Source organism: Kitasatospora sp. NPDC036993, assembly GCF_055607525.1.
Genome location: NZ_JBVJRP010000005.1, coordinates 187048 through 213213, shown reverse-complemented (window position 1 = coordinate 213213; position 26166 = coordinate 187048). Strand labels below are relative to the sequence as shown.

21 protein-coding genes are annotated in these 26166 nt (G+C 73.4%); 10 read left to right on the top strand and 11 right to left on the bottom strand.

Translation table 11 applies throughout. The annotated features are described in order from the left end of the window. Positions 1–10 precede the first annotated feature (10 nt). The 5 genes from ACZ7C5_RS12615 (at position 11) to ACZ7C5_RS12595 (ending at position 6883) form a co-directional block, all read left to right on the top strand. Entirely contained in the window at positions 11–952 is a 942-nt protein-coding gene (locus tag ACZ7C5_RS12615; protein WP_401081879.1) for a carbohydrate ABC transporter permease, read from the top strand. Then, a complete protein-coding gene (locus tag ACZ7C5_RS12610) occupies positions 949–1785 on the top strand; it encodes a carbohydrate ABC transporter permease (protein WP_470322548.1) in 837 nt (278 codons plus the stop codon). Before ACZ7C5_RS12615 ends, ACZ7C5_RS12610 begins: the two co-directional genes overlap by 4 nt. A 2-nt stretch (positions 1786–1787) precedes the next feature. Next, complete coding sequence (locus ACZ7C5_RS12605) at positions 1788–3812, top strand: beta-galactosidase (RefSeq protein WP_470322547.1); 2025 nt, start codon at positions 1788–1790, stop codon at positions 3810–3812. Continuing rightward, positions 3809–5998 (top strand): MGH1-like glycoside hydrolase domain-containing protein, encoded by a 2190-nt coding sequence (locus ACZ7C5_RS12600; protein WP_470322546.1) that lies wholly within the window; start codon positions 3809–3811, stop codon positions 5996–5998. The genes ACZ7C5_RS12605 and ACZ7C5_RS12600 overlap by 4 nt, the downstream gene beginning before the upstream one ends. A 165-nt stretch (positions 5999–6163) precedes the next feature. Then, complete coding sequence (locus tag ACZ7C5_RS12595; protein WP_401081868.1) at positions 6164–6883, top strand: ribonuclease H family protein; 720 nt, start codon at positions 6164–6166, stop codon at positions 6881–6883. An 84-nt stretch (positions 6884–6967) separates the two neighbouring features. Here the strand turns inward: ACZ7C5_RS12595 and ACZ7C5_RS12590 are convergent, their stop codons facing one another. Next, positions 6968–8266, bottom strand: coding sequence for a hypothetical protein (locus tag ACZ7C5_RS12590; protein ID WP_401081865.1), 1299 nt, complete (start codon positions 8264–8266; stop codon positions 6968–6970). A 351-nt stretch (positions 8267–8617) separates the two neighbouring features. After that, entirely contained in the window at positions 8618–11734 is a 3117-nt protein-coding gene (locus ACZ7C5_RS12585; RefSeq protein WP_470322545.1) for an ATP-binding protein, read from the bottom strand. A 253-nt stretch (positions 11735–11987) separates the two neighbouring features. Here ACZ7C5_RS12585 and ACZ7C5_RS12580 point away from each other — a divergent pair, with 253 nt between their 5' ends. Continuing rightward, complete coding sequence (locus tag ACZ7C5_RS12580) at positions 11988–12377, top strand: squamosa promoter-binding protein 15 (protein WP_401081859.1); 390 nt, start codon at positions 11988–11990, stop codon at positions 12375–12377. 83 nt (positions 12378–12460) lie between these two features. Here the strand turns inward: ACZ7C5_RS12580 and ACZ7C5_RS12575 are convergent, their stop codons facing one another. From ACZ7C5_RS12575 to ACZ7C5_RS12565, 3 genes are all read right to left on the bottom strand, one after another. Beyond that, positions 12461–13033, bottom strand: coding sequence for a hypothetical protein (locus tag ACZ7C5_RS12575; RefSeq protein WP_401081856.1), 573 nt, complete (start codon positions 13031–13033; stop codon positions 12461–12463). A gap of 66 nt (positions 13034–13099) precedes the next feature. After that, positions 13100–14338: a GNAT family N-acetyltransferase gene (locus ACZ7C5_RS12570; protein ID WP_470322544.1), complete on the bottom strand. Its 1239-nt coding sequence runs from the start codon at positions 14336–14338 to the stop codon at positions 13100–13102. 104 nt (positions 14339–14442) lie between these two features. Beyond that, positions 14443–14745 (bottom strand): hypothetical protein, encoded by a 303-nt coding sequence (locus ACZ7C5_RS12565; protein WP_401081851.1) that lies wholly within the window; start codon positions 14743–14745, stop codon positions 14443–14445. 469 nt (positions 14746–15214) lie between these two features. Here ACZ7C5_RS12565 and ACZ7C5_RS12560 point away from each other — a divergent pair, with 469 nt between their 5' ends. From ACZ7C5_RS12560 to ACZ7C5_RS12550, 3 genes are all read left to right on the top strand, one after another. Next, entirely contained in the window at positions 15215–16513 is a 1299-nt protein-coding gene (locus tag ACZ7C5_RS12560) for a TolB family protein (RefSeq protein ID WP_401081849.1), read from the top strand. A gap of 278 nt (positions 16514–16791) precedes the next feature. Next, complete coding sequence (sph, locus tag ACZ7C5_RS12555; RefSeq protein WP_401081846.1) at positions 16792–17769, top strand: sphingomyelin phosphodiesterase; 978 nt, start codon at positions 16792–16794, stop codon at positions 17767–17769. A gap of 162 nt (positions 17770–17931) precedes the next feature. After that, positions 17932–18750, top strand: a complete 819-nt coding sequence (locus tag ACZ7C5_RS12550) for a thioesterase family protein (protein WP_470322543.1) — start codon at positions 17932–17934, stop codon at positions 18748–18750. Between the two features lie 46 nt (positions 18751–18796). On the opposite strand, the gene ACZ7C5_RS12545 is transcribed toward ACZ7C5_RS12550, so the two are convergent. The 3 genes from ACZ7C5_RS12545 to ACZ7C5_RS12535 form a co-directional block, all read right to left on the bottom strand. Next, complete coding sequence (locus ACZ7C5_RS12545; RefSeq protein WP_470322542.1) at positions 18797–20122, bottom strand: radical SAM protein; 1326 nt, start codon at positions 20120–20122, stop codon at positions 18797–18799. A gap of 248 nt (positions 20123–20370) precedes the next feature. After that, on the bottom strand, positions 20371–20805 hold the full coding sequence (locus ACZ7C5_RS12540; RefSeq protein ID WP_401081837.1) for a hypothetical protein: 435 nt from the start codon (positions 20803–20805) through the stop codon (positions 20371–20373). Between the two features lie 80 nt (positions 20806–20885). Then, complete coding sequence (locus ACZ7C5_RS12535; RefSeq protein WP_401081834.1) at positions 20886–21899, bottom strand: hypothetical protein; 1014 nt, start codon at positions 21897–21899, stop codon at positions 20886–20888. An 825-nt stretch (positions 21900–22724) separates the two neighbouring features. Between ACZ7C5_RS12535 and ACZ7C5_RS12530 the strand changes: the two genes are divergently transcribed. Then, positions 22725–23336 (top strand): RICIN domain-containing protein, encoded by a 612-nt coding sequence (locus ACZ7C5_RS12530; RefSeq protein ID WP_470322541.1) that lies wholly within the window; start codon positions 22725–22727, stop codon positions 23334–23336. 4 nt (positions 23337–23340) lie between these two features. Here the strand turns inward: ACZ7C5_RS12530 and ACZ7C5_RS12525 are convergent, their stop codons facing one another. The 3 genes from ACZ7C5_RS12525 to ACZ7C5_RS12515 all read right to left on the bottom strand — a co-directional run bounded on the left by ACZ7C5_RS12525 (position 23341) and on the right by ACZ7C5_RS12515 (position 26126). Then, complete coding sequence (locus ACZ7C5_RS12525; protein ID WP_470322540.1) at positions 23341–24021, bottom strand: YczE/YyaS/YitT family protein; 681 nt, start codon at positions 24019–24021, stop codon at positions 23341–23343. A gap of 57 nt (positions 24022–24078) precedes the next feature. After that, positions 24079–24711 (bottom strand): LysE family translocator, encoded by a 633-nt coding sequence (locus tag ACZ7C5_RS12520; protein ID WP_401081825.1) that lies wholly within the window; start codon positions 24709–24711, stop codon positions 24079–24081. A gap of 116 nt (positions 24712–24827) precedes the next feature. Further along, positions 24828–26126, bottom strand: a complete 1299-nt coding sequence (locus tag ACZ7C5_RS12515) for a coproporphyrinogen-III oxidase family protein (RefSeq protein WP_401081822.1) — start codon at positions 26124–26126, stop codon at positions 24828–24830. Positions 26127–26166: the final 40 nt, after the last annotated feature.

Below are 26166 nucleotides of genomic sequence, written 5' to 3'. Positions count from 1 at the left end.
GGCGGGCCCGATGACCAGTCCTCCGGCCTCCCCGCGCAAACCGGCGGCCCCGGCCCAGGCCCCGGCCGCCCCCGCCCGCCGCCGGCGCTCCCCACGCACCGCGGCCGCGGCCTGGCTGTTCGCCGGTCCCACGACCGCGCTCTTCGTCGCCTTCTTCGCCTACCCCCTCGGCGCCAGCCTCTACCAGAGCTTCACCGCCCGCCGCGACGGCGTCGACGTCTGGGTCGGCCTCGACCAGTACCGGCGCATGCTGCACGACCCGGCCTTCCTGCACTCCCTCGTCAACACCGGCCTGATCCTCGCCGTCCAGGTCCCGGTGATGATCGGCCTCGCCCTGGTGCTCGCCGTCCTGCTCAACCAGTCCTGGCTGCGCCTCCGGGCCGGCTGGCGGGCGGTCTTCTTCCTGCCCGCGATCACCACCCTGGTGGCCTACGCGGTGGTCTTCCAGGTCCTGCTGCGCACCGACGGCGGCCTCGCCAACCAGTTCCTCCAGGCCCTCGGCCTCGGCCCGGTCGACTGGCTCAACTCGCCCACCTGGGCCCGCATCTCACTGATCGGCTCGGTCACCTGGCGGTGGACCGGCTACAACGCCGTCATCCTGCTCGCCGGACTCCACGCCATCGGCCGCGACCAGTACGAGGCCGCCGCCCTCGACGGCGCCGGCACCGTCCGCACCTACACCAGCGTGATCCTGCCCCAGCTGCGCCCGGTGGTGCTGTTCTGCGTCATCACCTCCACCATCGGCACCCTGCAACTCTTCGACGAGAACTACGTCCTGACCCGCGGCGGCCCCGGCGACGCGACGCTCACCCCGGTGGTCTACCTCTACAAGGTCGGCTTCCAGCAGCTCGACTTCGGCTACGCCGCCGCCATCGCCTGGGTCGTCGTGCTGATCATCGCGGCCGTCTCCCTGCTCCAGTTCCGGCTCTACGGAAGGGACCGGCGCCGATGAGCCGTCCACCAGCGCTCGCCAGGGCCGGCCGCACCGCCGTCCTCGCCGTCCTCACCCTCGGCGCCGTCCTCAGCCTGCTGCCCTTCGCCTGGATGGTGATCGCCGGCACCCACAGCAGCTCCGAACTGTTCCACTCGCCGCCGCCGTTCCTGCCCGGCGGGAACCTGCTGCGCAACCTGGTCCACCTCCAGGAGACCATCGGCTTCGGCCGGGTGCTGTTCAACAGCCTCGGGATCGCCGTCGTCCACACCGCGCTCAGCGCGCTGCTGTCCGCGATGTGCGGCTACGGGCTCGCCAAGTACCGCTTCCGCGGCCGCGGACTGCTGCTCGGCCTGGTGCTGGCCACCATGATGATCCCCCTCCAGGTGCTGCTGGTCCCGCTGTTCCAGATGATGGCCGGCCTCGGCTGGATCGACAGCTACCAGGCCGTCATCGTGCCCTTCCTGGCCAACTCCTTCGGCATCCTGCTGATGCGCCAGGGCTTCCTGGACTTCCCCGACGAACTGCTGGAGTCCGCCAGGATCGACGGCTCCGGCGAACTGCGCACCTTCTACCAGGTCGTCCTGCCGTGCGTACGGCCACAGCTGGGCGCACTGGTGATCTTCACCTTCATGGGGCAGTGGAACAGCTTCATCTGGCCGCTGCTGATGCTCAACACCGAGGACAAGTACACCGTGCCGGTCGCGCTCAACACGCTGACCGGGCTGACCCACGTCGACTACTCCGGCCTGATGCTCGGCTCCTTCCTGGCCACGCTCCCGCTGATGGTGCTCTTCCTGGTCTTCCAGCGGCAGTTCGTGGCCGGTCTGCTGGGCGGGGCGCTGAAAGGATGACCATGGACCGCCTCACCCGGGTGCCGGGACTGCTGTACGGCGGGGACTGGAACCCCGAGCAGTGGCCCGAGCAGGTGTGGGCCGAGGACGTGAAGCTGATGGCCGAGGCCGGGGTCAACCTGGTCACCGTCGGCATCTTCTCCTGGGCCCGCCTCCAACCCGGCCCCGACAACTGGGACTTCTGCTGGCTGGACCGCCTGCTCGACCTGGTCCACCGGCACGGCATCGCCGTCGACCTGGCCACCGCCACCGCCTCCCCGCCCGCCTGGCTGGTCCGCGCCCACCCCGAGTCGCTGCCCGTCACCGCCGACGGCGTACGCCTGGAGTTCGGCTCGCGCCAGCACTACTGCCCCTCCTCACCCGCCTACCGGCAGGCCGCCGTCCGGCTCACCCGGACCCTCGCCGAGCGCTACCGCCACCACCCCGCGCTCGCCCTGTGGCACATCCACAACGAGTACGCCGACCACGTCGAGGAGTGCTTCTGCCCCGCCTCGGCCGCCGACTTCCGCCGCTGGCTGCGCGAACGGCACGGCACCATCGAGGAGTTGAACCGCTCCTGGGGCACCGCCTTCTGGTCCCAGCACTACGACTCCTTCGCGCAGATCGAACCGCCGCGCACCGCACCGGGACCGGTCAACCCGACCCAGCTGCTGGACTGGCGCCGGTTCTGCTCGGACGCGCTGCTCGCCCTGCACCGCGCCGAGAAGGCCGTCCTGGACGAGGTCTCACCCGGCGTCCCGGTGACCACCAACTTCATGTCGATGCTCAAGGCCCTCGACTACTGGGAGTGGAGCCGGCACGAGGACCTCGTCTCCGACGACGCCTACCCCGACCCGGCAGACCCGCGCGCCCACGTCAACGCCGCGATGAACTACGACCTGATGCGTTCGCTCAAGGGCGGCCGCCCCTGGCTGCTGATGGAACAGGCCCCCTCCGCCGTCAGCTGGCGTCCGGTCAACCTGCCCAAGCCCCCCGGCCTCTACCGGCTCTGGTCACTCCAGGCCCTGGCCCGCGGCGCCGACGGGGTGCTGCACTTCCAGTGGCGCGCCTCGGTCGCCGGAGCCGAGAAGTTCCACAGCGCGATGCTCCCGCACCGCGGCACCGCCTCGCGCGGCTGGCAGGAGACCGTCGGCCTCGGCGCCGAACTGGGCCGGCTGGGCGAGGTCGCCGGCAGCCGGCTGCGCGGACAGGCCGCCGTGCTGCTCGACTGGGACAGCTGGTGGGCCCTCGAACTGGACGACCACCCCTCCGCCCGGATGCGCTGGCCCGAACTGCTCCGCCCCTGGTACGCGGCGCTGTACGAGCGCGGCATCACCGTCGACTTCCTCCCGCCCACCGCCGAGCCCGACGGCTACCCGCTGCTGCTCGCCCCCAACCTCTACCTGCTCGACACCGCCACCGCCGACCGGCTCACCGCCTACGTACGGGACGGCGGCCGGCTGGTCTGCGGCCCGTTCAGCGGCATCACCGACCGGCACGACCACATCCACCCCGGCGGCCACCCGGGCCCGCTGCGCGAACTGCTCGGGATCGTGGTGGACGAGCACTGGCCGATCCCCGACGGCGCGACCACCGCCGTGCGCCTGAACGGTACGGACCTGCGCGCCGAACGCTGGAGCGAGTGGATCGAGACCGAGCGCGCCGAGACCGTCGCCCGCTACCACTCCGGCACGCTGGCCGGCCGTCCGGCCGTCACCCGCAACCGGCTCGGCGCCGGCAGCGCCTGGTACCTGAGCTGCCACCTCGGCGCCGACGTCGGCCCGGTGCTCGACCTGGCGCTCGCCGAAGCCGGAGTGGGCCCCGAACTGCCCGGCCTGCCCGACGGCGTCGAGGCCACCCGCCGGCACGCCGCCGACGGCACCGGCTACCTCTTCCTGCTCAACCACGGCCCGGACGAACACCGCGTCCCGCTCCGCACGCCCGGCACCGACCTGCTCACCGGCGCCGAAGCGGCCGACGCCGTCACCCTCGCACCGCTCGGCGCCGCCGTCCTCCGACTCCCCGCTGCCGCCCAGGAGCGCGCATGAACCCGCTGTCCCGCCGCCACTTCCTGGCCGGCTCCGCCGCCCTCGCCACGGCCGGCACCCTCGCCGCCGCCCCGGACGCCCACACGGACGCCCACACGGACGCCCCGGACGAGGCCGCACGGCCCGACGAGCGCTACGCCGACGTCCTCGACCTGCACGGCACCCCCGCCCAGGCCTACCCCGGCGACGCCCGCGGCAACAACCCGATCACCGTCTTCGCCGACCTCGGCGCCTGGCACGCCTACGCCCTGCCCCGCCCGGCCGATCCCCAGGGTGGCTTCACCGGCCCCCTGTACCTCGCGCAGGAGTACCCCTGGTGGCTCAGCGACGGCCTGACCCGCCTCCAGCTCACCGAACAGGGCCGGCCCCTCGACCTCACCGCCGGCGCACCCGTACGCGGCACCTCGCTGCCCGGCCTGTTACGGCTCACCCACGACCTCGGCGCCGGCCTCACCCTCACCCTGGACCTGCGCTTCGCCGGCCCCCGCACCGCCCTGCTCCGGGCCCGGCTCGCCAACACCGGCCCGGCCGTCCGGACCCTGACCGCCGCCTGGACCGGCCGGCTGCTGCGCCCCGCCGGCGGACCGCAGCGCGAGGCGCCGACGCTGGCCGCCGCCGAACGCGGCGTGGAGGTGCGCTTCGCGAAGGTCCGGCAGACCTGGGACTACCTCACCGACGGCACCGAGCGCTTCGCCGTCCGCCACGCCCGGCCCGTCCGGGTCGTGCTGAGCGTCGACGGCGACGGCCACCGCACCGAACTCGCCGAGCCGGTACGGCTGGCGTCGGGGGAGACCCGCAGCCTGGACTGGACCGAGAGCTACACCTTCACCGAGGCCGAGTACGCCCGGGCCGCGGCGGAGGCCGAGACCGCGCTGCGCGCCCCGGAGCGGGTCGCGGCGGAGGGCACCGCCCGCTGGCAGGGGTACGTCACCCGGGCCACCGAGGGCGTCCCGGCCGCCCGCCGCCGCACCGCCGTCAAGTGCGTACAGACCCTGGTCACCAACTGGCGCAGCCCGGCCGGGCGGATCCGGCACGACGCCGTCACCCCCACCCTGTCCTACAAGTGGTTCAGCGGGGTGTGGGCCTGGGACACCTGGAAACAGGCCGCCGGCACCGCGGCCTTCGCGCCCGGCCTGGCCGCCGACCAGATTCGGGCGGTGTTCGACCACCAGGTCCCTGCGGGCGCGGCCGGGCGCCCGCAGGACGCCGGCATGGTCCCCGACTGCGTCTTCTACAACGACCCCGGCACCGGCGGCGGCAACTGGAACGAGCGCAACTCCAAGCCCCCACTGGCCTCCTGGGCGGTCTGGGAGGTCTACCGGCGCAGCGGCGACCGCGCCTTCCTGCGCGAGCTGCTGCCCAAGCTGACCGCCTACCAGGACTGGTGGTACCGCACCAGGGACCACCTCGGCGAGGGCTTGTGCGAGTACGGCGCCACCGTGGACCCGGCCAACGACACGGCCGAGGCCTGCGTGGAGGCGGCGGCCTGGGAGTCCGGCATGGACAACGCCCCGCGCTTCGACGCCGCCACCGTGGTCCCCAACCGGGGCGCGGACGGGACGCTGCTCGGCTGGTCGCTCGACCAGCGCTCGGTCGACCTCAACGCCTATCTGGCCGCCGACCACCGCCACCTGGCGCTGATCGCCGCCGAACTCGGCGACCGGGCCGGAGCCCAGCGGCTGCGCACCCGGGCGGAACGGATCGACGCCGCCGTGCGGGACACCATGTACGACCCGGCCACCGGCTGGTTCCACGACACCGCGCTCGCCACCGGCGCCCGGCTCACCGCCAGGGGCCGCGGCATCGAGGGCGCGATCCCGCTGTGGTCCGGCACCGCCACCGCCGCCCAGGCCCGCACCGTGCGCCGGCTGCTGCTCGACCCGGCGGAGTTCGGCACCGCGATGCCCTTCCCGACGGTGGCCCGCAGCTCGCCGTCCTTCGACCCGGCCGGCTACTGGCGCGGCCTGGCCTGGCTCGACCAGACCTACTTCGCCGTCGAGGGGCTGCGCCGCTACGGCTGGGAGCAGGACGCCCGGCGGACGGTCGAGCGGCTGCTGGCCACCGCCGCCGGGTTGACCGGGGACGGCCCGGTGCGGGAGAACTACGACCCGCTGACCGGGGAGGGGCGCAGTTCGGCCAACTTCAGCTGGTCGGCGGCACTGCTGCTGCCGCTGCTGCGCGGCTGAGCGGCCCCGGCTCGACGGCGGGGGCCGGAGGCGGGCCCGGAGGCGCTGCCCGGCGGCTTCGGCTCCGGCCCGCCGGCCAGGCGTGATCGGGGCATGGTGGAACGGGCCTGGAGGCGTTGTCGAGCGGCTTTGGCTCCGGGCCCTCCGACCAGGCATGATCGGGGCATGGTCGAACGAGTCATTGCAGCGTGTGACGGAGCAGCCAAGGGCAACCCCGGTCCGGCGGGCTGGGCCTACGTGGTGGCGGACGCCGCCGGGGTGCCCCAGCGCTGGCAGGCCGGCGCGCTCGGTCACAGCACCAACAACGTGGGCGAGCTGACGGCGCTGCGGCAGCTGCTGGCCGCGACGGACCCGGCGGCGCCGCTGGAGGTGCGGCTGGACAGCACCTACACCCGTGACTCGGTGACCAAGTGGCTGAAGGGCTGGAAGCGCAACGGCTGGAAGACGGCGGCCGGCAAGCCGGTCGCCAACCAGGAGCTGATCCAGGCGATCGACGCCCTGCTGGAGGGCCGGGACGTCACCTTCGTCTACGTGCCGGCCCACCAGGTGGACGGCGACCCGCTGAACGCGATCGCCGACAAGGCCGCCAGTGACGCCGCCCGCACCCAGCAGGACGCCTCCGGCACGGCCGCCGACCTGCCGGCCCCCGACCCGGCCGCCGCCACGAAGGCGCCCAAGGCGCGCGGCGCCCGTACCGCCTCCGCGTCCTCCGGCGGCACCGGTACCGGTACCGGCGGAGGGGCCAAGCGGAGCGGGGGCTCGCGCACCCTGAACGCCCGCTTCCCCGGCACCTGCCCGTGCAGCCGCCCGTACGCCAAGGGCGACAAGATCACCAAGGTGGGCGGCTCCTGGGGGCACCCGGAGTGCGCCGCCGCCCACGCCTGAGCACCCCGGGCCACGCCTGAACGGCGGACCGGGAACGCGTGACCGGCCGTCCGCGGGGTGCGGTCGGCCGGTCACGGGCCGGGCTTACGCCGGGGAGGGGGAGCCCTTCTGGGCGATCCCCTTGATGTCCTGGTAGGTCAGGCCGGCCCGGTTGAAGGCGCGCGCCTCGGTCTCGGTGATGCCGAGCCCGGCGAGCTCCTTGAGCTGGGCGTCGGTCAGCGGCGGCGCGATCGGGAGGCCGCTCGGGGCGTCCTCGTCGGCGAGGTCCTCCCCGGCGCGCGCGGTGGCCATGCCCAGCACCGCGTCCAGCAGCTGGTCGTCGCTCACCGTGACCGCGTCGGCCGGGGCCTGGACGTTCGGGGCCGCCTGGTTGAAGGCGAGCTTCACCGGGAAGTTGACGCCCGGTTCGACCTTGTCGGCCAGCTGGGCGAAGTCGAAGGTGGCCGAGGAGAAGGCGCCGTTCTTCAGGTAGAGGTCGAGGCCGATGGTGCGGTCCGGCACGTCGCTCGGGGCCTGGTCGGGGAAGTCCCCGAGCTGCTTCGGGAACTTGCCGGACAGCGGCTTGACGGCCTTGTACATCTCGTCGACCAGCTGCCGGGCCGGGGCGCTCACCCAGAGGTGCTCGGCGCCGTCCTTCTTGCCCTTGTCCTCGTACGTGACGGTGCGGCCGAGCACGTCCTTGAGCGAGTTGAGGATCTGCCGGCCGAACTCCTGGTCGGCGCCGGGCGCGGCGCTCGGGGCGGCCTTCCGACCGTCGGACTCCTTCGCCTTGTCGGCGAGTGCCTGGAGGTCGAAGGAGAGCCACTTGCCGTCCAGCACGTCGCCGACCGGCTTCAGCTTCTCGGGCAGGCTGCGGCGGAGCTCGTCCACGGTGGACGGGTCCTCGCCGACCAGCTTCAGCAGGCCCTTGGCGTCGGCGTGCAGGTACCCCTTGGCGTCGACCTGGCGGTACTCCAGCAGCGCGGTGCCGCTCCGGTCGGCGAACACGTAGGAGACGCGCACGGACTTGTCGAGCGTCAGGTCGGTGTTCTTGCCGTCCTTGCCGGCGTTCCTGAAGGCCTCGATGTCCTTGAGCGGCTTGTCGGCGGAGACCGCGACGGAGAGGGAGAGCCCGGAGATCGCCTTGGCGGTCTTCTCGTCCATCTCGCCGCCGCGGCCGCGGGCGGCGTCGACCAGGCCGCGGCTGCCGTCGTGCTCACCGGAGTTGGCGAACGCGGCGACCTGCTCGGGGGTGGCGTCGATGGAGAGGGTGAACCCGGCCGACTTGGCGTTGCCGACCTTGTCGAAGGCCTTGGACACCTTCTGGGCGGCGGTGAGCTGCTCGACGGTGCCGCAGGCGGCGAGACCGGTGGCGAGCACCGAGGCGGTGACGGCGACGGGCATCGCGCCGCGGGCGGCCTTGCGGATGGCGGTGTTGATGGTGCGACTCCTGTTGATCGGGTCCGCTCGGCAGAGCGGACCGGTCCCTCCCCTGTGACGCGCAACGTCACAGCGTTTGCACATGTGATCACATTATCGGCAAGGGGTCACACGAATTTTTAACCGGGTCTTTAGGCGACGACCGAACCATCCGGCATCCGAACCGCCCGGATCGGACGCCCGTACGGAAGTCGTACTGGTTACCGACCATCGGTAAGCGATCGGTAAGAGGCCTTGCCTAAGGTCGGGTCCGACGGCACAGGACGGGGGACGCGCCCGGTTCCAGGACCCGGTCGACAGGTCCCGTCCCGCCCCTCAGGGGCCGCCGGTCGGGTCCGCGCAGGGGACGGACCCGGCCGGAGTGCCGTTCCCCGTACGGTCGTCGGGGCCCGCCGCGGGGGCGTCTTCCAGCTCGCGGGCCTCGTCGAGCACGCGCGCGGCCGACTCGGACAGCCCGGCAGCCCGGTAGGCCCGGCCGAGCGCGCGCAGCGCCCCGGCGAGGAAGGAGCGCCAGCCGCGGGCCCGCCACACGAGGACCGACTCCTCCAGGTGCGCGACGGCCGAGGCGTGGTGGCCCTCCGCCAGGTCCAGCTCGCCGAGGATGCCGAGGGCCTGGGCGAGGTGGTGCCCCAGGTCGAACCGCCGGGCGATGGCCAGCGCCGCCTCGGCCGTGCCCCGGGCGCGGCCGTCGTCGGTGGCCGCGTAGAGCGTGGCGAGGTAGAGCAGCGAGAACGCCTCCACGTAGCGGTCGTCGAGGGAGCGGGCCATGGCGAGCGAACACAGCAGCAGCTCGACCCCGCGCTCCACCTGGCCGGCCCGGCCGTGGGCGGCTCCCAGGAACTGGATCGCCGTCGCCTCGAAGCGGGTGTTGCCGATCAGCCGGGCCAGCCGCAGCGTCTCCGTCAGGTGCTCGATCGTCCGGTCGAGGTCCGTCTCCCCGTAGGCGATGGCGATGATCTGGTGCGCCCGGGCCTGGCCGCCCGGGTGGTCGTGGGCGGTCGCGAGGTTCAGGGCGCGGCGGCCCGCGTCCAGGGCCTCCTGTTCGCGGCCCTGGGCCACCAGGCTCCAGGCGGCCAGGACGAGGGCGTCGGCGGTCCCGCGCGGTTCCCCCACCTGCTCGAACAGCTGCCGCAGGCGCCGCGCGTGGTCCTCCAGGGCGACCATCGTCTGGGTGCCGTCCTCGACCCCGACCGTCGTGCCGGCGTCCTCGGCCGGGGTGGTCCAGGTCGTCACCTCGATGAGGCCCCGGGTGAGCACGGCCGCGCCCAGGCCGTCGCCGGCCGTCCGGCAGACCTGGAGGACGGTCAGGTGCGTGGTGCGCCAGTCGTCGTACAGGCCGCGGACGTCGCAGTACTTCTCCTGGCAGGCGGCGAGGTCCCAGGCCATCGGCACCATGCGCAGCGTGGCGGCCTGCCGGGCGCTCGCGTTCAGGGCCTGCTGCTCCGCGTCGAACCAGGCCATCGGGTCGTCCAGCAGCGCCGCCGCGACGGCGGACGGCATCGGGTGGCGGGGCGCCTCGCCGTGGAGCGGCGCGAAGCAGGGCCCCGGCACCTGGTCGGCCGCCTGCTCGGCGAGCCAGAGCCAGGCGCCGAAGGCCCGTTCGAGCGCGGCGGCGCGCGCGGCCGGTTCGTCCGCGGCCTCGGCGTGCTCCCGGGCGTACAGCCGGACGAGGTCGTGGAAGCGGTAGCGCAGGTGCGGCTCCGTCCCGGCCTCCTGGAGGAGCTGGGCGTCGATCAGCTCCTCCAGCTGCCGCTCGGCCCGTTCCAGCGGGATGCCGGCCATCGCCGCCGCGGCCCACGGCGCGAAGTCGGGTGCGTCGAGCAGGCCGAGCAGGCGGAACATCCGGCGGGTCGGTTCCGACAGGCGGGCGTAGCCGACGGCGAAGCCGGCCCGGACGGCCAGGTTCCCGGCCGACAGTTCGTCGAGCCGGCGCCGTTCGTCGCGCAGCAGGTGGGCGAGCCGGGCCAGGGTCCAGCGCGGCCGGGCGGCCAGCCGGGCCCCGGCGATGCGGACCGCCAGCGGCATGCCGCCGCACAGGTCGACGATCTGGGCGGCGGCCACCGGCTCGGCGGCGACCCGGTGGTCCCCGAGGATGCGGCACAGCAGCGTCCGGGCGTGGGTGGCGTCGAGTTCGTGGAGGTCGACGAGCCGGGCACCGGGCAGGGCCGTGAGCGCGGCGCGGCTGGTCACCAGGACGGCGGGGCGGCCTCCGTGGCCGGGCCGGCTGTTCCGGCCGTCCCGGCCGTCGTTCGGGATGTCGTTCGGGGTGCCGGCCGGGTGCGCCGGTGTGCCGGGGAGCAGCGGGCCGATCTGCTGCTCGTCGGCGGCGTTGTCCAGCAGGACGAGCGTGCGGCGGTCGGCGAGCAGGGTGCGGTACAGCGCGGAGCGCTCCTCCAGGGAGGCCGGGATCTCCCTGGGGTCGGCGCCGAGGGCGCGCAGGAAGGCGGCCAGGACGTTGGCCGGGTCGGCGGGCGACTCGTCGGCGCCGCGCAGGTCCGCGTACAGCCGGCCGTCCGGGTAGTCGACGGCGGCGCGGTGGGCGGTGTGGACGGCCAGTGCCGTCTTGCCGATGCCGCCCATGCCGGCGATCACCGGTACCCGGCCGGCCGCCAGGGTGTCCAGGACGAGCCGGACCTGGTCGTCGCGGCCGGTGAAGTCGGTGATGTCCCGGGGGAGTTGCGAGGGCACCCGGGTCTGACGGGGGTCCGCGGGGGTGCCCTCGCGGTCCTGGGCGAGCAGCGCGAGGAAGACCTTCTGCACCTGCTCGCCCGGTTCGATGCCGAGTTCCCCGGAGAGCCGGCGGCGCAGCGTCTGGAAGCGGCGCAGGGCCTCGGCGGCCCGGCCGTCCGCCGCCAGCAGCTCCAGCAGGGCGGTGTGCACGGGCTCGTCGAACGGGTGCTCCTCGGCGAGCGCCGTCACGGTGGCCAGGGCGGTCCGGCACCCGCCGGTCGCCAGGGCGGCCCGGGCCTGGGCCAGGACGGTGGCGCGCACCGCGCCCTCCACGGACGCCACCAGCGGGTCCTCGCGGTTCACCCGATCCAGCCCGGCCAGGACCGGGCCGCGGCGCAGGGCGGCCGCCGCCGCTGGGTCCCCGTCGGCGGCGAGCGCGCGGAACCGCGCCAGGTCCACCGCGTCCGGCCCGGTCACCAGCCGGTACCCCTGGGCGTCGGAGTCCAGGGCCACCGTCTCGTCCCCGAAGCCGCCGAGCCAGGTGCGCAGCCGCGACATCCCGGTGTGCACGGCGCCCCGGCCGATCCGGTCCGCCTGCCCGGCCCACACGAGGTCCACCAGCCGGCCGACGGGCAGCCGTTCCCCCTCGGCGAGCAGCAAGGCGCCCAGCAGCCCCCGCAGCACGGTGGCCCTCGGCAGCGGCTGCGGCACGCCGTCCACGGCGACCGTCAGGGGGCCCAACAGCCCGAACGTCATCTTCATTGCTTCAGTCCCTCAGAGCTCACGACCGCGCCGGAGCCGGGCCGCGCCGCCCGCTCGGGCGGCGACCGCCGGCGCCGACGTGACCACGACACTAGTCCGGACACCGAGGAACGGAGGCCACCGGCCCTGCGGGAACCGTTCGGAGGGGCCTCAGGCCAGGGCGCTGCCCAGGAGGGGGATCAGCCGGTCCCGGCCTCACCGCGTGGCGAGAACCCGGTGGACAGGGTGACCTGCGGTTCTGTTGAATTCCGGCATGAGCCACGTTGCCAACGTCATGATCTCCGTGAACTTCGTCGACCGTCCGGGCGTCGAGGAGCTCAGCGGGTGGCTGCGGACCGCCGCCCCGCGGCAGGGCTACGGCCCCGGCGAGGTCGGATGGGTCGGCTACCTCAACGAGACCACCGGCAGCGACACCCGCTGGGGCGGCGGCAAGTATCCGGAGTGCGACGTCTACGCCGGCGCGCTCAACCACGCGGACCTGTCCGGGCTGGTGGCGCGGGTCGAGCGGATCACCTGGGAGGAACCGCGGTTCGTCCAGCTGTTCGTGATGGACCAGGACGAGCAGTACTTCCGGGTGTGGATGTTCCACGGCACCGAGCTGCGGCAGCTCGTGCCCGAGGGCCGGGAGGAAGAGGCCTCGTAGGGCAGGTGATGCTCCCGGACACGGGTCGGCCCGGCTCCCGTCGGGGGAGCCGGGCCGGGGTACGGGCCGGGGTGTACGGGTGGCTAGCGCTGCTGCATCATGACGACGCCGACGCCGACGGCACTGATGACGATCGTGGCCAGCACCGCGATCACCGTGGGTGTCAGCCGGTCCCTGAACTGCTTCTCCGGCCGGACGCGCTGCGTCGGATCGGTGCTGTACTCCCACCAGTTGACGACCCGCTGGAAGTTCACCTCGAAGTCGCTCAACGGGTAGTAGGTGCTGGTCTGGAGGCCCGGCAGCGAGCGCCGCCTCCCGTCCGTCGCGTGGAACCGGGCCGCGGACGAGCTCGTGCCGTTGCCCTTGGTCTCCCGCACGTCGATCCAGCGGATCTCCTGCCAGGAGTAGGTACGGCCGCGGCCGAGCCCCCAGCAGATGGTGATCCCGTCGGCGCCGACCCGGCTCCAGGAGCGCAGGGAGATGGCGAAGCCAGGGATGACCAGTGCCAGGGTCCCGGCGACGAGCAGGATGGTGGCGACGGCGCCGAGCTTCAGGTAACCGAGGACGAGCTGGGTCACCACAAGGAGGATCAGCGGCGCGAGATTGGACCAGGAGGGGCGGAACATGTCTTTCCCCCGGAAGATCAGTTCGTTCACGCGGCGCACACTACGCCCCCGCGAACCCGGCCCCGAAGGGGGGTCGGGTTCGCGGCCGTCGCCCCGTCAGGGCAGGTAGTACGTCAGCAGGTCGGCCGTCAGCGGCGGGAACAGCGCCCGGTACGGCTCCTCGTCCCCGCGGACGTAGACGTCCGGTCGGATGCCGCTCAGCCCCTCGATCCCGCGCGGCCCGAAGAGCAGTGGCGCCAGCTGGTCGGGTGCCACACCCACTCCGCCGTCCGGGCCCGGGCGCTGCATCGTGCCGCCCGTGACCACCTCGCACAGGCCCCGCTCGCCGACCGGGATGCGGTAGTGGGCGCGGTAGGTGGAGATCAGCAGCTCGCGGCCGGTGAGGTCCGGGCCGGCGGCGGTGAGGCGCTGCCACAGCAGCGGGCGCAGCCGGTCGAGCAGCGCGGCCGGGTCGGGGACGCGGACGTAGTACTGCTCCGCCTCGGGGCGCGGTGTGTGGTCCAGCAGCCCGTGCCAGACGGTGGCGGGCAGGGTGCCGGGCCTGTGCACCACGTGGAGCTGCGCCTCGGGCGCCAACGCGGCCACCCCGGCCAGGAGTTCACTCGCGGCCCGCTCGTCGACGGCGGCCGCCTCGGCGAGGTGGAACTCGCCGTCGTCCACCGGGGTGGTGCGTGCCGTCGCCACCACCAGGCCCGCGCGCTCGACGACCCGCAGCGTGGTCGCGTCGTGCGCCAGCAGCCAGCGCCAGCGGCAGGGGGAGTGGCCCATCGCGACGTCGAAGCCCCGCTGCGCCTGCTCCTGGAGCGCGGCCAGGGCGGGCAGGTCGGTGGCCCGGGCGGTGCGCAGCGCGGTGGCGTCGTCGACGGACCGGAGGTCGTGTACCGGGCGCGAGACCGGGATGTCGATGGTGTACTCGTAGCCGAACAGCCGGTAGAAGTACGGGATTCCGATCATCACCTGGACGACGTGCCCGCGTGCGGCGGAGCGGGCGTGCGCCCACTGCACCAGCGCCCGGACCAGGCCGCGGCCCTCGTACTCCTCGTCGGTGGCGACGAGTTCGATCTGCCCGGCGGGCAACCGGACGCCGCCGAGGCGCAGTTCCTCGTCCAGCAGGGTGGCCGTGGAGACCACCCGGTCGCCGTCGACCACCACCGCGCAGGCCGACCAGCCGGCGTCCGCGTCCTCGACCACCAGGCGGTGGTCGAGCGCGTCCTCCGGGACACCGCGCTCGGCGAGCAGGGCGCCGATCTGCTCCAGGTCGCCGGGCCTGGACTCGCGCAGCAGCAGACCACCGGGCAGCGGAACGGACAGGGCGAAGGGTTCGTCAACGGCCATTCCCGGACCTTGGCACCGGCGACCGCCGCTGTCCACGGAGTTTTGCCGAACCGGCAAGGCCCCTGTGGTTCCTGAGTCGACCGGGGACCACAGGGGCCCCGGGGTCACACGGTGCTCGCGATCCACCCGACGGTCTCGGAGGTGTGCGGCCCGTCGGACAGCGCCCTGCCGCTGCCCACGAGCTCGTTGAAGCGGATCTTGAAGCCGGTGGTGGTGACGTCGGCGATCCGCACGCCCGGGGTGTCGGGGCCGTTGAACGTCTGGACGAACGGCACGACGATCACCGTCGTGTTGCCGGGGAACGGCGTGGGGAAGGTGACCTGGGTGAAGGTCGTCGTGGCCCCGCCGGTGAGTTCGGTGGCACTGGTGGAGTTCAACTGGAGCTTGCCGGTCTGGATCAGGCTCATCGCTTCTGCCTTTCGCTCGACTGCCGCCGGGCCGCGTCCGGTTGACGGTCACGCGCCCGGCGGCACGGGCGCTGCCTCGGTGCGAGGCAGGCACGGGTGAGATGCCCGCGTTGGTCCGTGTTTAGAGCGGATACCGACGGTTCAGGGCATCTGCTACCAGGCGGAGCCGCGCGGGGAGGGGGTAGTGCGGCGGCCCCGTGCGGCAGTTCGCGGGCGTCCGGCCGAACTCCGCGACAGGATCGGCACGCCGGTGGAGCGTCAGCACGGCAAAGGACTCGTAAAAGGCTGTTCCGAGGCCTCCGGGTGCCTGCTGCCGGGCCCCCCGGCCCGTCCCCCGTGGTCGGTTCGCGCCTTTCGTGTGCGGGAGTTGGCGAAATCGTGTCCATCGCGGGGCGGCCGGGTTGACCGTGGCCACGACCGGACGGTTGGCTCGGCCGGAGCGAGCGGGAATCCAAGGGGAGGGGAGCCCATGAGGACGACGACGGTAGGGGTGGCAGGTGCCCTGGCGGCCGCACTGCTGGCGGGCGCCGGAGCACCGGCGGCGCACGCCCGGCCCGCGCCCGCGTCCGCGGCCGGGTCCGCGACCGCCTCCACGGCCGCGCTGATGGACGGACCCACCGTACGGGTGAACGTGAGCCCCGACGGCACGCCCGCCGACGACTGGTCGGAGCCGCTCGGACTGAGTGCCGACGGCCGCTACGCCCTGTTCACCTCGCTGGCCTCGAACCTGGTGCCCGGCGACACCAACCGCCTCTACGACGTCTTCGTCCGCGACCTGTGGACGCGGCACACCGAGCGGGTCAGCCTCGCCGACGACGGCGCGCAACTGGACGGCTCCAGCAGCCAGGCGGCGATCAGCGCCGACGGCCGGTACGTCGCCTTCGTCAGCGACGCCGTCGACGCCGTCCCCGGGAACGGCGGCGGCCGTACCGACGTCTACGTCCGGGACCGCCGCACCGGCCACACCGAGCTGGTCACCGCGGGCGCCGGCGCCGGGAACTCGCTCAGCCCCGCGATCAGCGCCGACGGCCGCTTCGTCGCCTACTCCTCGGACCGCGCCGACCTCGCCCCCGGGGCCCGGGCCGGCACCTCCAACGTCTACCTGACCGACCGCGGGGCCGGTACCACCAGGCTGGTCAGCACGGGGCAGGGCGGCGCCCCCGCCGACGGCGGCTCGGTGGAGCCCTCGCTCAGCGCCGACGGCAGGACCGTCGCCTTCCGCTCGAAGGCCGCCAACCTGCTGCCGCCCGCCCCGGCGGCCGTGAAGCCGCCGCCTACCCGGCAGCTGTTCCCGCTCTACGTCCACGACACCCGGACCGGCCGGACCGAGGGCGCGAGCGTCGACCCGGGCGGCACCCTGCGCGACACGGCGCGCCAGGCGCGGCTGAGCCCCGACGGGCGGTACGCGCTGTTCCGGGTGTTCCAGCCGGACCAGGGCGGCGCCACCAGGGTGGCGCTCTACGCCCGCGACCTCCGCACCGGCACCGTCACCGAGGTGGCCGCCGCCGGCACCCAGCCGGCCGTGATGACGGCGGACGACCGCTGGGTCTACTTCGCCTCGGACGACGCCGGCCTGGTGCCCGGCGACACCAACGGTGCCACCGACGTGTTCCGCCGGGACCTGCGGAGCGGCCGGATCGAGCGGGTCGCCGAGGCCACCGGCCCGACCGCCGCGCCCGCCGTGGACGCGCTCGGCACCACCCTGCTGTACGGCGCCCTGGACGGCACCCGCGCCGACGTCCTGGCGCGCTACCTGCCGCTCTTCTGACCGGCCGGCGCACCCTGCGGGCGGCCCGCCTCCCGCAGGGTGCGGTGTGCCGAGGCCAGGGTGAGCAGGCCCCACAGCACGGCGAGCGCCGCGCTGACAGCAACCTCCGACGGCCGGCAGGGCCGGCCGGTGACCGTCCGTCAGGGCGGCGACGCCGGTGTTACCGACGAGTTCACCGAATGCTCGCCCGATGTCTTGCGGACCGTGCCGAGGGCTGAGTTGGATACACAACATCCCTCGACCCGACGGGTCCACGACATCGCCCCCACGGAGCCCCGATGCCCCTGTCGTCCGTCCGCCGCGCCCTCGCCGCCGGAGCCGCCGCCACCGTCCTCGCCGTCCTCGGCGCCGTCCCGGCCTCGGCCGAGAGCGCCCCGGCGACCGCGCCGCCGCTCGACGTGCTGACCTACAACACGTTCCTGATGAGCACCTCGCTCTACCCCAACTGGGGCCAGCAGTACCGGGCGCAGGCGATCGCCTCGGCGGACTTCTTCCAGGGCCACGACGTGGTCGTGCTGGAGGAGGCCTTCGACAACGCGGCCTCCGACGCGCTGACCGCCAAGGCCTCGGCCGCCTACCCGTACCACACGCCGGTGGTCGGCCGCTCCACCGGCGGCTGGGACGCCACCTCCGGCAGCTACAGCTCCACCACCCCCGAGGACGGCGGCGTCACCCTGCTCAGCAAGTGGCCGATCCTGCGCAAGGAGCAGTACGTCTTCAAGGACGCCTGCGGCTCGGACTGGTTCTCCAACAAGGGCTTCGTCTACGCGGTGCTGGACGTCGACGGCCGCCGCACCCACGTGGTCGGCACCCACCTCCAGTCCACCGACTCGGGCTGCGCGAGCGGCCAGGCGGCCGACATCCGGGCCAGGCAGCTCACCGCGATGCGGGGCTTCCTGGACGCCAAGCGGATCCCGGCCGACGAGCCGGTGCTGGTCGCGGGGGACCTCAACGTCGACTCGCACGGCTCCGAGTACCAGGCGCTGCTGACCAACGGCAACCTCGCCCCGGCCTCCGCGCGCACCGGCTGGCCGTACTCCTTCGACACCGTCGACAACTCGATCGCCGCCTACCGCTACCCGGGCGAGCCCAGGGAGGACCTCGACTACGTCCTCTACCGGGCCGACCACGCCCGCCCGCAGCAGTACACCAACCAGGTGGTCCGGGTGCACAGCGCGCCCTGGACGGTCAGCAGTTGGGGCAACAGCTACACCTACACCGACCTCTCCGACCACTACCCGCTGGTCGCGCGCTGACGCGGGGCGGGCCCTCGGGCGGCGCGCCGGGTGTGGGATGCGTCACCGTCCCGCCCGGCGGGCCGTTCGGCCCCTTACGATCCTGAACGCCGAGGTCGGGCGCCGTCGTACCCCGGCGGCGCCCGCCCGGCAGCCAGCGATCCGGCCCGAGGAGAAGCGCACGTGACCACCCCCAACGCCGCGCCCGACAGCTACTACCAGCGCACCGGCGAGAACACCTACAAGCCCACCGTCCACGCGCAGGGCGCCTGGCACCCCGACGAGCAGCACTTCAGCCCGCTCGGCGGCCTGATCGTGCACGCCATCGACAGGTACCGGGCCGATCGCCAGAGGGCCGGCCGCCCCTCCGGCGGCCTGGCGCTGGCCCGGATCAGCTTCGACATACTCGGCCTGATCGCCCTGGAGGAGTCCGAGATCACGGTGGAGACCGTCCGGCCCGGGCGCACCATCGAGCTGATCGAGGCGACCGTGACGATCGGCGGGCGCGCCGTGGTCCGGGCCCGCGCCTGGTTCCTCGCCGAGCTGGACACCACCGCCGTCGCCGGGACCCACGACGAGCCGCTGCCCGCGCCCGAGGCGTTCGAGCCCTGGACGATGGCCGGGGTGTGGGGCGGTGGCTACATCTCCTCGATCGAGGTCCGCCGCCGGGAGACCGCCCCGGGCCGCGCCGCCGCCTGGCTCGCCGGCCCGGTCGAGCTGGTCGCGGGGGAGCCCAGCGGCCCGCACGCCTCCTTCGTCAGGCTGGTGGACACCGCCAACGGCATCGCCGTGCGGCAGAGTCCCACCGAGTGGATGTTCCCCAACACCGATCTGACGATCCACTTCCACCGCCGCCCCGAGGGCCCGTGGACCGGCCTGGACGTCAGCGTCAGCTTCGGCCCGGCCGGGCACGGCATCACCAGCACCGTGCTGCACGACGTCCACGGCCCGCTCGGCCGGGCCGAGCAGATCCTCACCGTCCGCCCCATGAACGGGAGTTGACGGCGCCTGCGGTGCGGCCGGCCGGCCGCACCGCAGGCTCGTGCGCTCAGCCGGAGAGCGAGTCCATGAAGGAACTCACCGAGAAGACCGCGTTGCCGGGACCGGCCGGGCCGTAGCCGGGCGGGGAGGAGAGGCCGAACTCCTCCAGGGTGGCCCGGTAGGTCCGCAACAGCCGGATGTGGTACTCCAGCGGCGCACCCTGCGGGTTGGCCTTGCCCAGCGGGGTGGTCGGCTCGGGGCACCAGGTGGTGAAGCGCGGGACCACGCCGTGGGACATGAAGAAGCGCAGGCCCTCCTCGGTGGAGGCGATCGCCTCGTCCACCGTGGTGAAGCCGAAGGGCTCGGCCATCTCCACGCCCGCGACGAAGTTGGGGATCACGTTCTCGGCGCCGAACACCTCGGTGGAGTCGAGGATCCGGCGGTGCCACTCGTCCCGGCCGACGTAGCGCTCCTTGCCCGGGCAGTAGAGTTCGAACAGCCGCTTGTCCCACACCTCGAAGTTGGGGTGGTAGATCTTCACGCCGTAGTCGTGGAAGCGCTGCACGTCGTCGCGGGGCAGCGCCTGGGCGACCACCTTGCCGATCCAGCGGCCGGGGAAGCGCTCCTCGATGGCCTTGGCGTACTGCCCGTAGAAGTCGGCCTCGTCCCGCCCGCCGACCTGTGAGGTGATCGCCCCGCCGGTGAGGGTGTACGCCCGGGAGGCACGGGCGGTGTCGTGCTCGTCGATCAGGGCCAGCGCCTCCAGCACCTCCTCGACCGGCTTGACGCCGGTGTACGGGCGGCCCGCGGCCTTGTGCTGGCGCCAGTTGTGGTTGATGTCGCAGTACTGGCACTCCTCCTTGGCGCCGAAGTACTGGCAGACCCGGAACACCGTGAGGTAGATCAGGTAACCCCACTGGATGGTCGGGGCGACCTCCATCACCGACTTCCCGTTGGCCAGGGTGTGCCGGTAGTAGTCCGGCATCGGCGGCAGGCCGACGTCGGCGATCCGCGCGCCGTCCAGGTAGAGGCCGAGCGTGCCGTCCTCGCCCGCGCCGACCCGGTACGGCGAGTCCGGGTTCACCCGGACCGACACCACGGTGCGGCGCAGCCCGTACGGTCCGCCGGTCAGCACCACCTCCTCCGGCGGCCGGTTGAGCGCGGCGGCGCCCAGCTCGGGCAGGGTCCGGTGGTCGAAGGAGAAGATGAAGTACGACTTGGGCTTGACCTCGCCGCCCCCGTCGGCGCCCGTGCTGCCGCTGAGCGCGGACTCGTCGAAGGCCATGCCGCCGCGCAGCAGGTCCTCCTTGATCACCGCCTCCCTGGGCACGTCCGGATAGCGTTCCATGAGCGCCTCGACGAGGGCGGTGCGGCTGCGGGCCTGGCTCTCCATGCGCTGTTCCTTCCTGGCCCCGCTGGTCCACGGCGCCCCGCCCATTCTCGTCCCCCTTATGCGCGTGGCCGGGCACCGGGCCCGGCCGGGGGAGGGCAACCTGTCCATCCTGCGGCCCGGCGCGGCCTCGCGCCTCGGCCCGGGGTCCCCCGTGGGACGGGACTCCGGACGTAGGGCGCGCACGGGGGAGGGGCGTGCGCCCGGCCGTGGCCGGACACACGCCCCGGACTGTCAGCGCTGCCGCGGGATCAGGGCAGGTTGACGAACCGGTGGGAGGCGATGTTGTGCCAGAGCCACTCACCCGCGCCGTTCCCGCCGGACCCGAACTGCCAGTCCTTGAGGTTGGGCAGGCCCGCCCCGTTGTAGACGCCCCGGCCGGCTCCGCTGAAGTTGCTGTTGTAGTACACCCAGACGTCGTCCAGGTTCCCGGGGTAGCGCATGTTCCACAGGGACTCCGCGGTGTTCTTGCACCAGGACCAGTTCGCGTCGACCGACCAGGACTCGCACTCGTTCTGGTACCCGGTGTTGTAGTAGGCGTGCAGCCGGCCGTCCGCCGCCAGAGCGGGGGCCGAGGCCGGTCCGCTCGGCGCGGCCTCGGTGGCCTGGGCGGCGTGCGGGGCGACGGTCACGGCCAGGGCCGCGGCGACGGCCGCGCCGGCGAGCAGGGTTCGCAGGGACTTCATGGGATGTCCTCTCCGGTGGGTTGGTTGCGGGTGCCGGCCGGCCTCCGTGTCGACGGCGGCCGGCTGGTCCGGTGGGTGGGTCAGTGGCCCGGGTCGGCCGCGACGACCGAGCGGGCCCGGGGCAGTGCCGCGAGCCGCAGCCGCTGCCAGGTCTCGGCGTCCGACCGGTACTGCTGCCGCAGTTCCGCGTCGTACTTGCGGTCCAGGCGCCCGGCGGTCACGGCCAGGCCGGAGCTCTCCGCGCACTCGGCCTCGGCGACGGCCAGGGCGGTCTCCTGCTCACGCGGCCAGGCCTGGCTCCGGGGCGGCTGGGCCGCGCGCAGCGCCGCCGGGTCGGCGTAGTCGTGGCCCGCCGCACGCATGCAGGCCGCCCAGCCGCGGGTGGGCCCGGCGAGCTCCTGGTCGGCGGTCACCTTCTCGCCGCGGAGCGAGGCCAGGGAGTCCATCGTCACCCGGGCCTGGAACCAGGCCGCCAGGTCCAGGTACAGCGTGCGCTGGCCCTGTGACGTGCACCCTTCGGGACTGCGGGTGATCGGCATTCCGTCCGGGGTGCGGGCGGTGAGCCCCTCGGCCCGCGGGCCGTTGGCGGCGGCGATCGCGGGGGCCTTCCGGTCGGCTGGGAGGCTCTCGAAGTAGTGCTGGTTGGGGTCCTCCGTCCGGACCTCCTCCAGCCGGCGTTCGATGTCCCTGCCGTAGCCGTGCCGGGCGGCCCACCCGACGTCGTCGATGACGTACGGGAACTCCCTGGCCTCCGGCACCGGTCGACGGGTGACCGGCTGGTAGACGAAGCCCTTGGCCCGCATGCAGTCGCGCAGCAGGAGCTGCTCGGCGGAGTGCAGCAGGTCCTCCTCGGCCGGCGTCAGGTCGCGCAGGTCGAGGCTGCCCTGGGTGGTCGGTGCGGCCAGTGGTGCCGCCCCGGCCGGATCGCTCGCGCCCCGGGCGGGCTGAAGGACTCCGTAGGCCGCCGCGGCGGTGGCGCCCACGGCCGCGGTGAGCAGGGCGACGGCGGTGAGGACCCGACGGCGCCGCCCGTGGGCGGGGCGACCGCCGCTCTCGGGCCCCGCCGGTCGGTCGGCGTCCTCCGTCTCGGGCATGGTGCTTCCTCCTTCGCTCGCTCGGTGGGTGGGGCGCGCCGGGGGGCCGGCCCCGGGAGACCGTCCGCCCGCTTCCCCGGCTGTCGGTGGAGCCGCGACGGAGCCCGGGTGCAGGATCGGTCGAGGCCGGTGACCGGGCGTGACGGATCCTCCGGAAAGGACGCTGGTCATGCCCGTTCGTACCGTCGCGCTGCTGCCGGGCCGGTCGGGGACCCGGTGGCGACTCCACCGTGCGGGCTGTTCTGATTGTCCATCAACAAGAGAGTCGAAAGGCCCAGGTGAGCGGCGGACAATCCGGGTCGGCCGCGGACAGGACAGGGGGCGCGGGATGGGGAGTGCGGGACGCCCGCAGGGGCGGCTCAAGGGGGAGACCGAGCAGGCGAACGCCCTGGCCCGGTTCGTACGGGAGTTGACGCACGGAACCACCGGTCCGCTCCGCCCGCTTCCCGCCCGGCGGACTCCGGCCTTCCCCGCGGCGGGTCCGCGGGCGCCCGCCGGCGCCGGGCCTCCCGGACCGGCATGGCCATGGGGGCGGCGGGAGCGGTCCTGGTCGCGGCCGTGGCACTGGCCGGGGTCCTGGTGGGCCTGCGGGTGGGCACGCCGGCGCCCTCCCTCGTGGGCCCGGGCGCGCAGGCCGCCGGCGCCCGACTCGGAGCGGAGGCAGGTGCGGCCCCGGCGCCCTTCGCACCGGGTGCGGACAGCCCGGCAGTGGACAGCCCGCCGGCCGGCGGCCCGTCGGCACCGGCCCCGAGCGGGACACCGGCCGGGCCGTCGGCCGCGTCCGCACCGAGCGGTAGGCCCTCTCCCGCCACGGGAGCGGTGACCGTGCCTCCCCGGCAGGCCGAGGCGGCACCCCGGTCCGCCGGTGCCGACACCCCCTCGGCACCAGCCGCTCCGACCGTTCCGTCCGCTTCGACCTGGCCCGGCGAACCCCCGCCGTCCTCGCCGCCCACGAACCCCACACCCACCCGGCTCGGCGGCACCCCGCTGGTCCCGCCGACGGGACCGGTGGTGATCAGGAACGGCAACAGCCGGCAGTGCGTGGCCACGCCCGGCGGCAGCCGGGACGAGGGCCAGACCGTGCAGCAGTACCCCTGCGGCGACTACCCCGACCACTTCTGGGAAGCCCGGAAGACCTCCACGGACGCGGGGGGCGACACCTACTACCGGATCGTCAGTTACAACAGCTCGCTGTGCCTCTCCGTCCGGGACCACAGCACCGACGCCGCCGCCCCGGTCGTCCAGTCGGCCTGCGGCAGGGATTCCGGCCAGACCTGGCGGATCGAGCAGTGGCCGCACGGCAACCGCTTCGTCAACGGCAACAGCGGGCAGTGCCTCGCCGTCTCCTACGGCAGCATCGCCCCGCAGGCGCCCCTGATGCAGTACCCGTGCGGCGACTACCCGGACCACTACTGGACCTACGGGCCGCGCCGGTAGCGGTTCAGGACACGGCCAGGGTGACGGCGAAGCCGTGGTCGGGGATGTCGAGGAAGCGCCGGTTGAACCGGACGAAGGGCTCGATGAGCAGGTCGACGAAGACCAGGAAGGCCACCGTGCCGATGCCCACCGGACCGCCCAGCAGCCACCCGCAGACCAGCAACACCCCTTCGACCAGGCCCTTCGCGCACCAGAACGGCCAGGTCCAGCGGTGCCGCATGGTGATCGCCAGCAGGTCGATGGCGCGGATGCCGAAGCCGCTCATGATGATCAGCGCCGAGGCGTAGGCACACAGCAGCGCGCCGAGCAGCATCAGCGGGTAGTTCCGCAGACCCAGCCAGTCGGCCGGGCGCAGCCACTGGAAGAGGTCGATCAGGCTGCCGCACAGGAAGAAGGTGACGAACGGTGAGACGACCGGACGCTTCCCGTTCCACGCGGACCAGACGGCGATGCAGACGATCGCGACGACCGCCTGGCAGATGCCGATGGTGAGCGGCAGGTGCCTGAGCACGCCGAGGGAGAAGACGTCGAGCGGGTCGGTGCCCAGGTCGGACCGGATGAAGCAGTGGGCACCCAGCGAGAAGACCAGACAGCCCATCAGGTAGACCAGCCCCCTGGGGGCCAGCTCGGCCGGCCGCCGGGGGTGTCGGTTCGGACCACCGCCGGAGGGACGGTGCGCGTTCATGGGGATCCTCCACGGGGACGGCGTCCGGCACGCCGCACCGAGGAGAGGGGGTACGGCTCAGGCGAACGACTGGTAGGCGAGGAAGCCGCCGAACAGGATGACCCCGACACCGGCGATCAGGTCGACACCCTGCAACAGGCGGGCGCTGAGCCGTCGGCGGAACACCAGGACGCCGGTGCTCAGCAGGGTGAACCACAGGAGCGTGCCGCAGCCGACGCCGACCAGCATCGAGACCGAGGCGGGCAGCGTCCCGGTGACGTTCGCCGCCGTGGCCGCGGCGAACGCGGCGGCCCAGTAGCCGATCGTCGCCGGATTGGAGGCGGTGGCCGCCAGCGCCGTACGGAAGGCCTTCGCCGGGCGGACGGGCTCGTGTTCCGGCTGCTCCTCGCCCGCGGCCTTCACCCGGAAGGCGGCCCGCAGGGAGCGCGCGCCGATGTACACCAGCACCACGGCCCCGGCCAGGCCGAGGACCGTCCGCAGCACCGCGATGTCCAGCAGTTTGCCGACACCGGCCAGGCCGAGTCCGGCGTAGGCGACGTCCACCAGCGCCGCGCCCAGGCCGATCGCCCAGCCGGTCGGGAAACCGTCGCGCAGGACGCTGCGCACGCAGAGCAGGCCGATCGGGCCGAGGGGCAGGGCCACCAGGAATCCGAGGCTGAGTCCCGCGAACCACGCGGGGAGGACGTTCACCGTTCTCCCCGCACGGCCGGCGCGGCCTTTCGGCTCAGGAAAAAGGCCTGGTGCGAGCACGTGCGCGACAAACCGGTCAGCCCCTCGTGACAGTTCGACAACGCTCGTCGATCAGATCACTCGACGAGCTCCGATATGCCGAACCGTACCTCATCGCCCTGAGCCGGACTGAGATCTTCGGGCGCGTAGAACAGCTCGTACACATTGGTCGACAAGAGCTGCCCGAGCCTGGTCAGGGCGTACACGTCCGATCCCCGCGGCTCCAGCCATCCCTTCTCGACGAGCTGTTCGATCTCCGGCCCGAATACCGCCTCCATGGTGACGCCGAACCGGTCCTGGAAATCGGGCCGGCTGACCTCGCACATCTTGAGGCCGCGGATCATGACGCGGCGCATCTCCTGGTCCTTGGTGAGATAGGTGGCGAAATCCAGCGGGATTCGGCCGCTTTCCACCATCTCGTAGTACTTCTTCAGCGGTTTGACGTTCACGAAGAGCCGGTCGTGGATGACGCTCTTCGAGGAGACGCCGAATCCGATCATCGGCCAGGTCCGCCAGTAGTACTCCAGGAAGCGCGAGTAGTCGGCGCAGCGGTCGGGGTGGAAGTAGCCCGTGGAACTGCGCCGGACGAAGCCGGCGGCCTCCAGCGCGTCGATGGCGTACTCGTACATCCGGCGCTCGTCCGCGGCCGTGGGGAGCGCCATCTTCCCCGAGGTGATGAGCGAGTGGAAAGCCGTCTTCGGCCAGATCTCCAGGCCGTAGGCCGTGACGCAGGCCGGTTCGAGTTCGATGGCGCGGTCGACGCTGCGCTTCCAGTCGTCCACGGACTGGTCGGGGAGCGGGAAGATCAGGTCGATGTTGGTGTGGGTGAAGCCGCCGTCGACGACGGTGCGGAAGGCCCGCTCGGCGGTGGCGCGGTCGTGCGAGCGGTTGCAGATCTCCAGCAGCCGGTCGTCGAACGCCTGCACGCCGACGCTGAGCCGGGTGAAGCCCGCCTCCCGCATCCGGGCGATCTTGGCCTCGTCGACCGTGGAGGGGTCGAACTCCAGGCCGATCTCCGCGCCCTCGTTGAACTCGAACGACTCCCGGCAGACGTCCAGCAGCCGCGCTGTCTGGTCGCCGGTGAGGATGCCCGGCGTACCGCCGCCGAAGTACACCGCGTCGACCCGGAACCCGGGGAAGGAGCGGTTGGCGGCGAAGGCCCGGATCTCGCGTTCGAGCGCGTCGACGTACTGCGCGAAGTGCTGCTCGTTGCGGTTGATGTAGACGGTGTAGTCGCAGAATCCGCACTTGGTGAGGCAGAACGGCACGTGCAGGTAGAGCACCGCGTTCTCGAGGCGGAAGTACTCGTCGTACTCGTGGTGGCGGTACTTGAACGGATAGGTGTGGATGTTCCGGCGGACGATCTTCTCGGCCATCTGCTGTCGCTCCTTCATCGGGGCCGGCCCGGCGTGCTGG

What these genes read in the sequence shown, in the direction of transcription:
- ACZ7C5_RS12615 (WP_401081879.1), top strand. Translation starts at nt 11, where the DNA reads ATGACCAGTCCTCCGGCCTCCCCGCGCAAACCGGCGGCCCCGGCCCAG.
- ACZ7C5_RS12610 (WP_470322548.1), top strand. Translation starts at nt 949, where the DNA reads ATGAGCCGTCCACCAGCGCTCGCCAGGGCCGGCCGCACCGCCGTCCTC.
- ACZ7C5_RS12605 (WP_470322547.1), top strand. Translation starts at nt 1,788, where the DNA reads ATGGACCGCCTCACCCGGGTGCCGGGACTGCTGTACGGCGGGGACTGG.
- ACZ7C5_RS12600 (WP_470322546.1), top strand. Translation starts at nt 3,809, where the DNA reads ATGAACCCGCTGTCCCGCCGCCACTTCCTGGCCGGCTCCGCCGCCCTC.
- ACZ7C5_RS12595 (WP_401081868.1), top strand. Translation starts at nt 6,164, where the DNA reads ATGGTCGAACGAGTCATTGCAGCGTGTGACGGAGCAGCCAAGGGCAAC.
- ACZ7C5_RS12590 (WP_401081865.1), bottom strand. Translation starts at nt 8,266, where the DNA reads ATGCCCGTCGCCGTCACCGCCTCGGTGCTCGCCACCGGTCTCGCCGCC.
- ACZ7C5_RS12585 (WP_470322545.1), bottom strand. Translation starts at nt 11,734, where the DNA reads ATGAAGATGACGTTCGGGCTGTTGGGCCCCCTGACGGTCGCCGTGGAC.
- ACZ7C5_RS12580 (WP_401081859.1), top strand. Translation starts at nt 11,988, where the DNA reads ATGAGCCACGTTGCCAACGTCATGATCTCCGTGAACTTCGTCGACCGT.
- ACZ7C5_RS12570 (WP_470322544.1), bottom strand. Translation starts at nt 14,338, where the DNA reads ATGGCCGTTGACGAACCCTTCGCCCTGTCCGTTCCGCTGCCCGGTGGT.
- ACZ7C5_RS12565 (WP_401081851.1), bottom strand. Translation starts at nt 14,745, where the DNA reads ATGAGCCTGATCCAGACCGGCAAGCTCCAGTTGAACTCCACCAGTGCC.
- ACZ7C5_RS12560 (WP_401081849.1), top strand. Translation starts at nt 15,215, where the DNA reads ATGAGGACGACGACGGTAGGGGTGGCAGGTGCCCTGGCGGCCGCACTG.
- sph (WP_401081846.1), top strand. Translation starts at nt 16,792, where the DNA reads ATGCCCCTGTCGTCCGTCCGCCGCGCCCTCGCCGCCGGAGCCGCCGCC.
- ACZ7C5_RS12545 (WP_470322542.1), bottom strand. Translation starts at nt 20,122, where the DNA reads ATGGAGAGCCAGGCCCGCAGCCGCACCGCCCTCGTCGAGGCGCTCATG.
- ACZ7C5_RS12540 (WP_401081837.1), bottom strand. Translation starts at nt 20,805, where the DNA reads ATGAAGTCCCTGCGAACCCTGCTCGCCGGCGCGGCCGTCGCCGCGGCC.
- ACZ7C5_RS12535 (WP_401081834.1), bottom strand. Translation starts at nt 21,899, where the DNA reads ATGCCCGAGACGGAGGACGCCGACCGACCGGCGGGGCCCGAGAGCGGC.
- ACZ7C5_RS12525 (WP_470322540.1), bottom strand. Translation starts at nt 24,021, where the DNA reads ATGAACGCGCACCGTCCCTCCGGCGGTGGTCCGAACCGACACCCCCGG.
- ACZ7C5_RS12515 (WP_401081822.1), bottom strand. Translation starts at nt 26,126, where the DNA reads ATGGCCGAGAAGATCGTCCGCCGGAACATCCACACCTATCCGTTCAAG.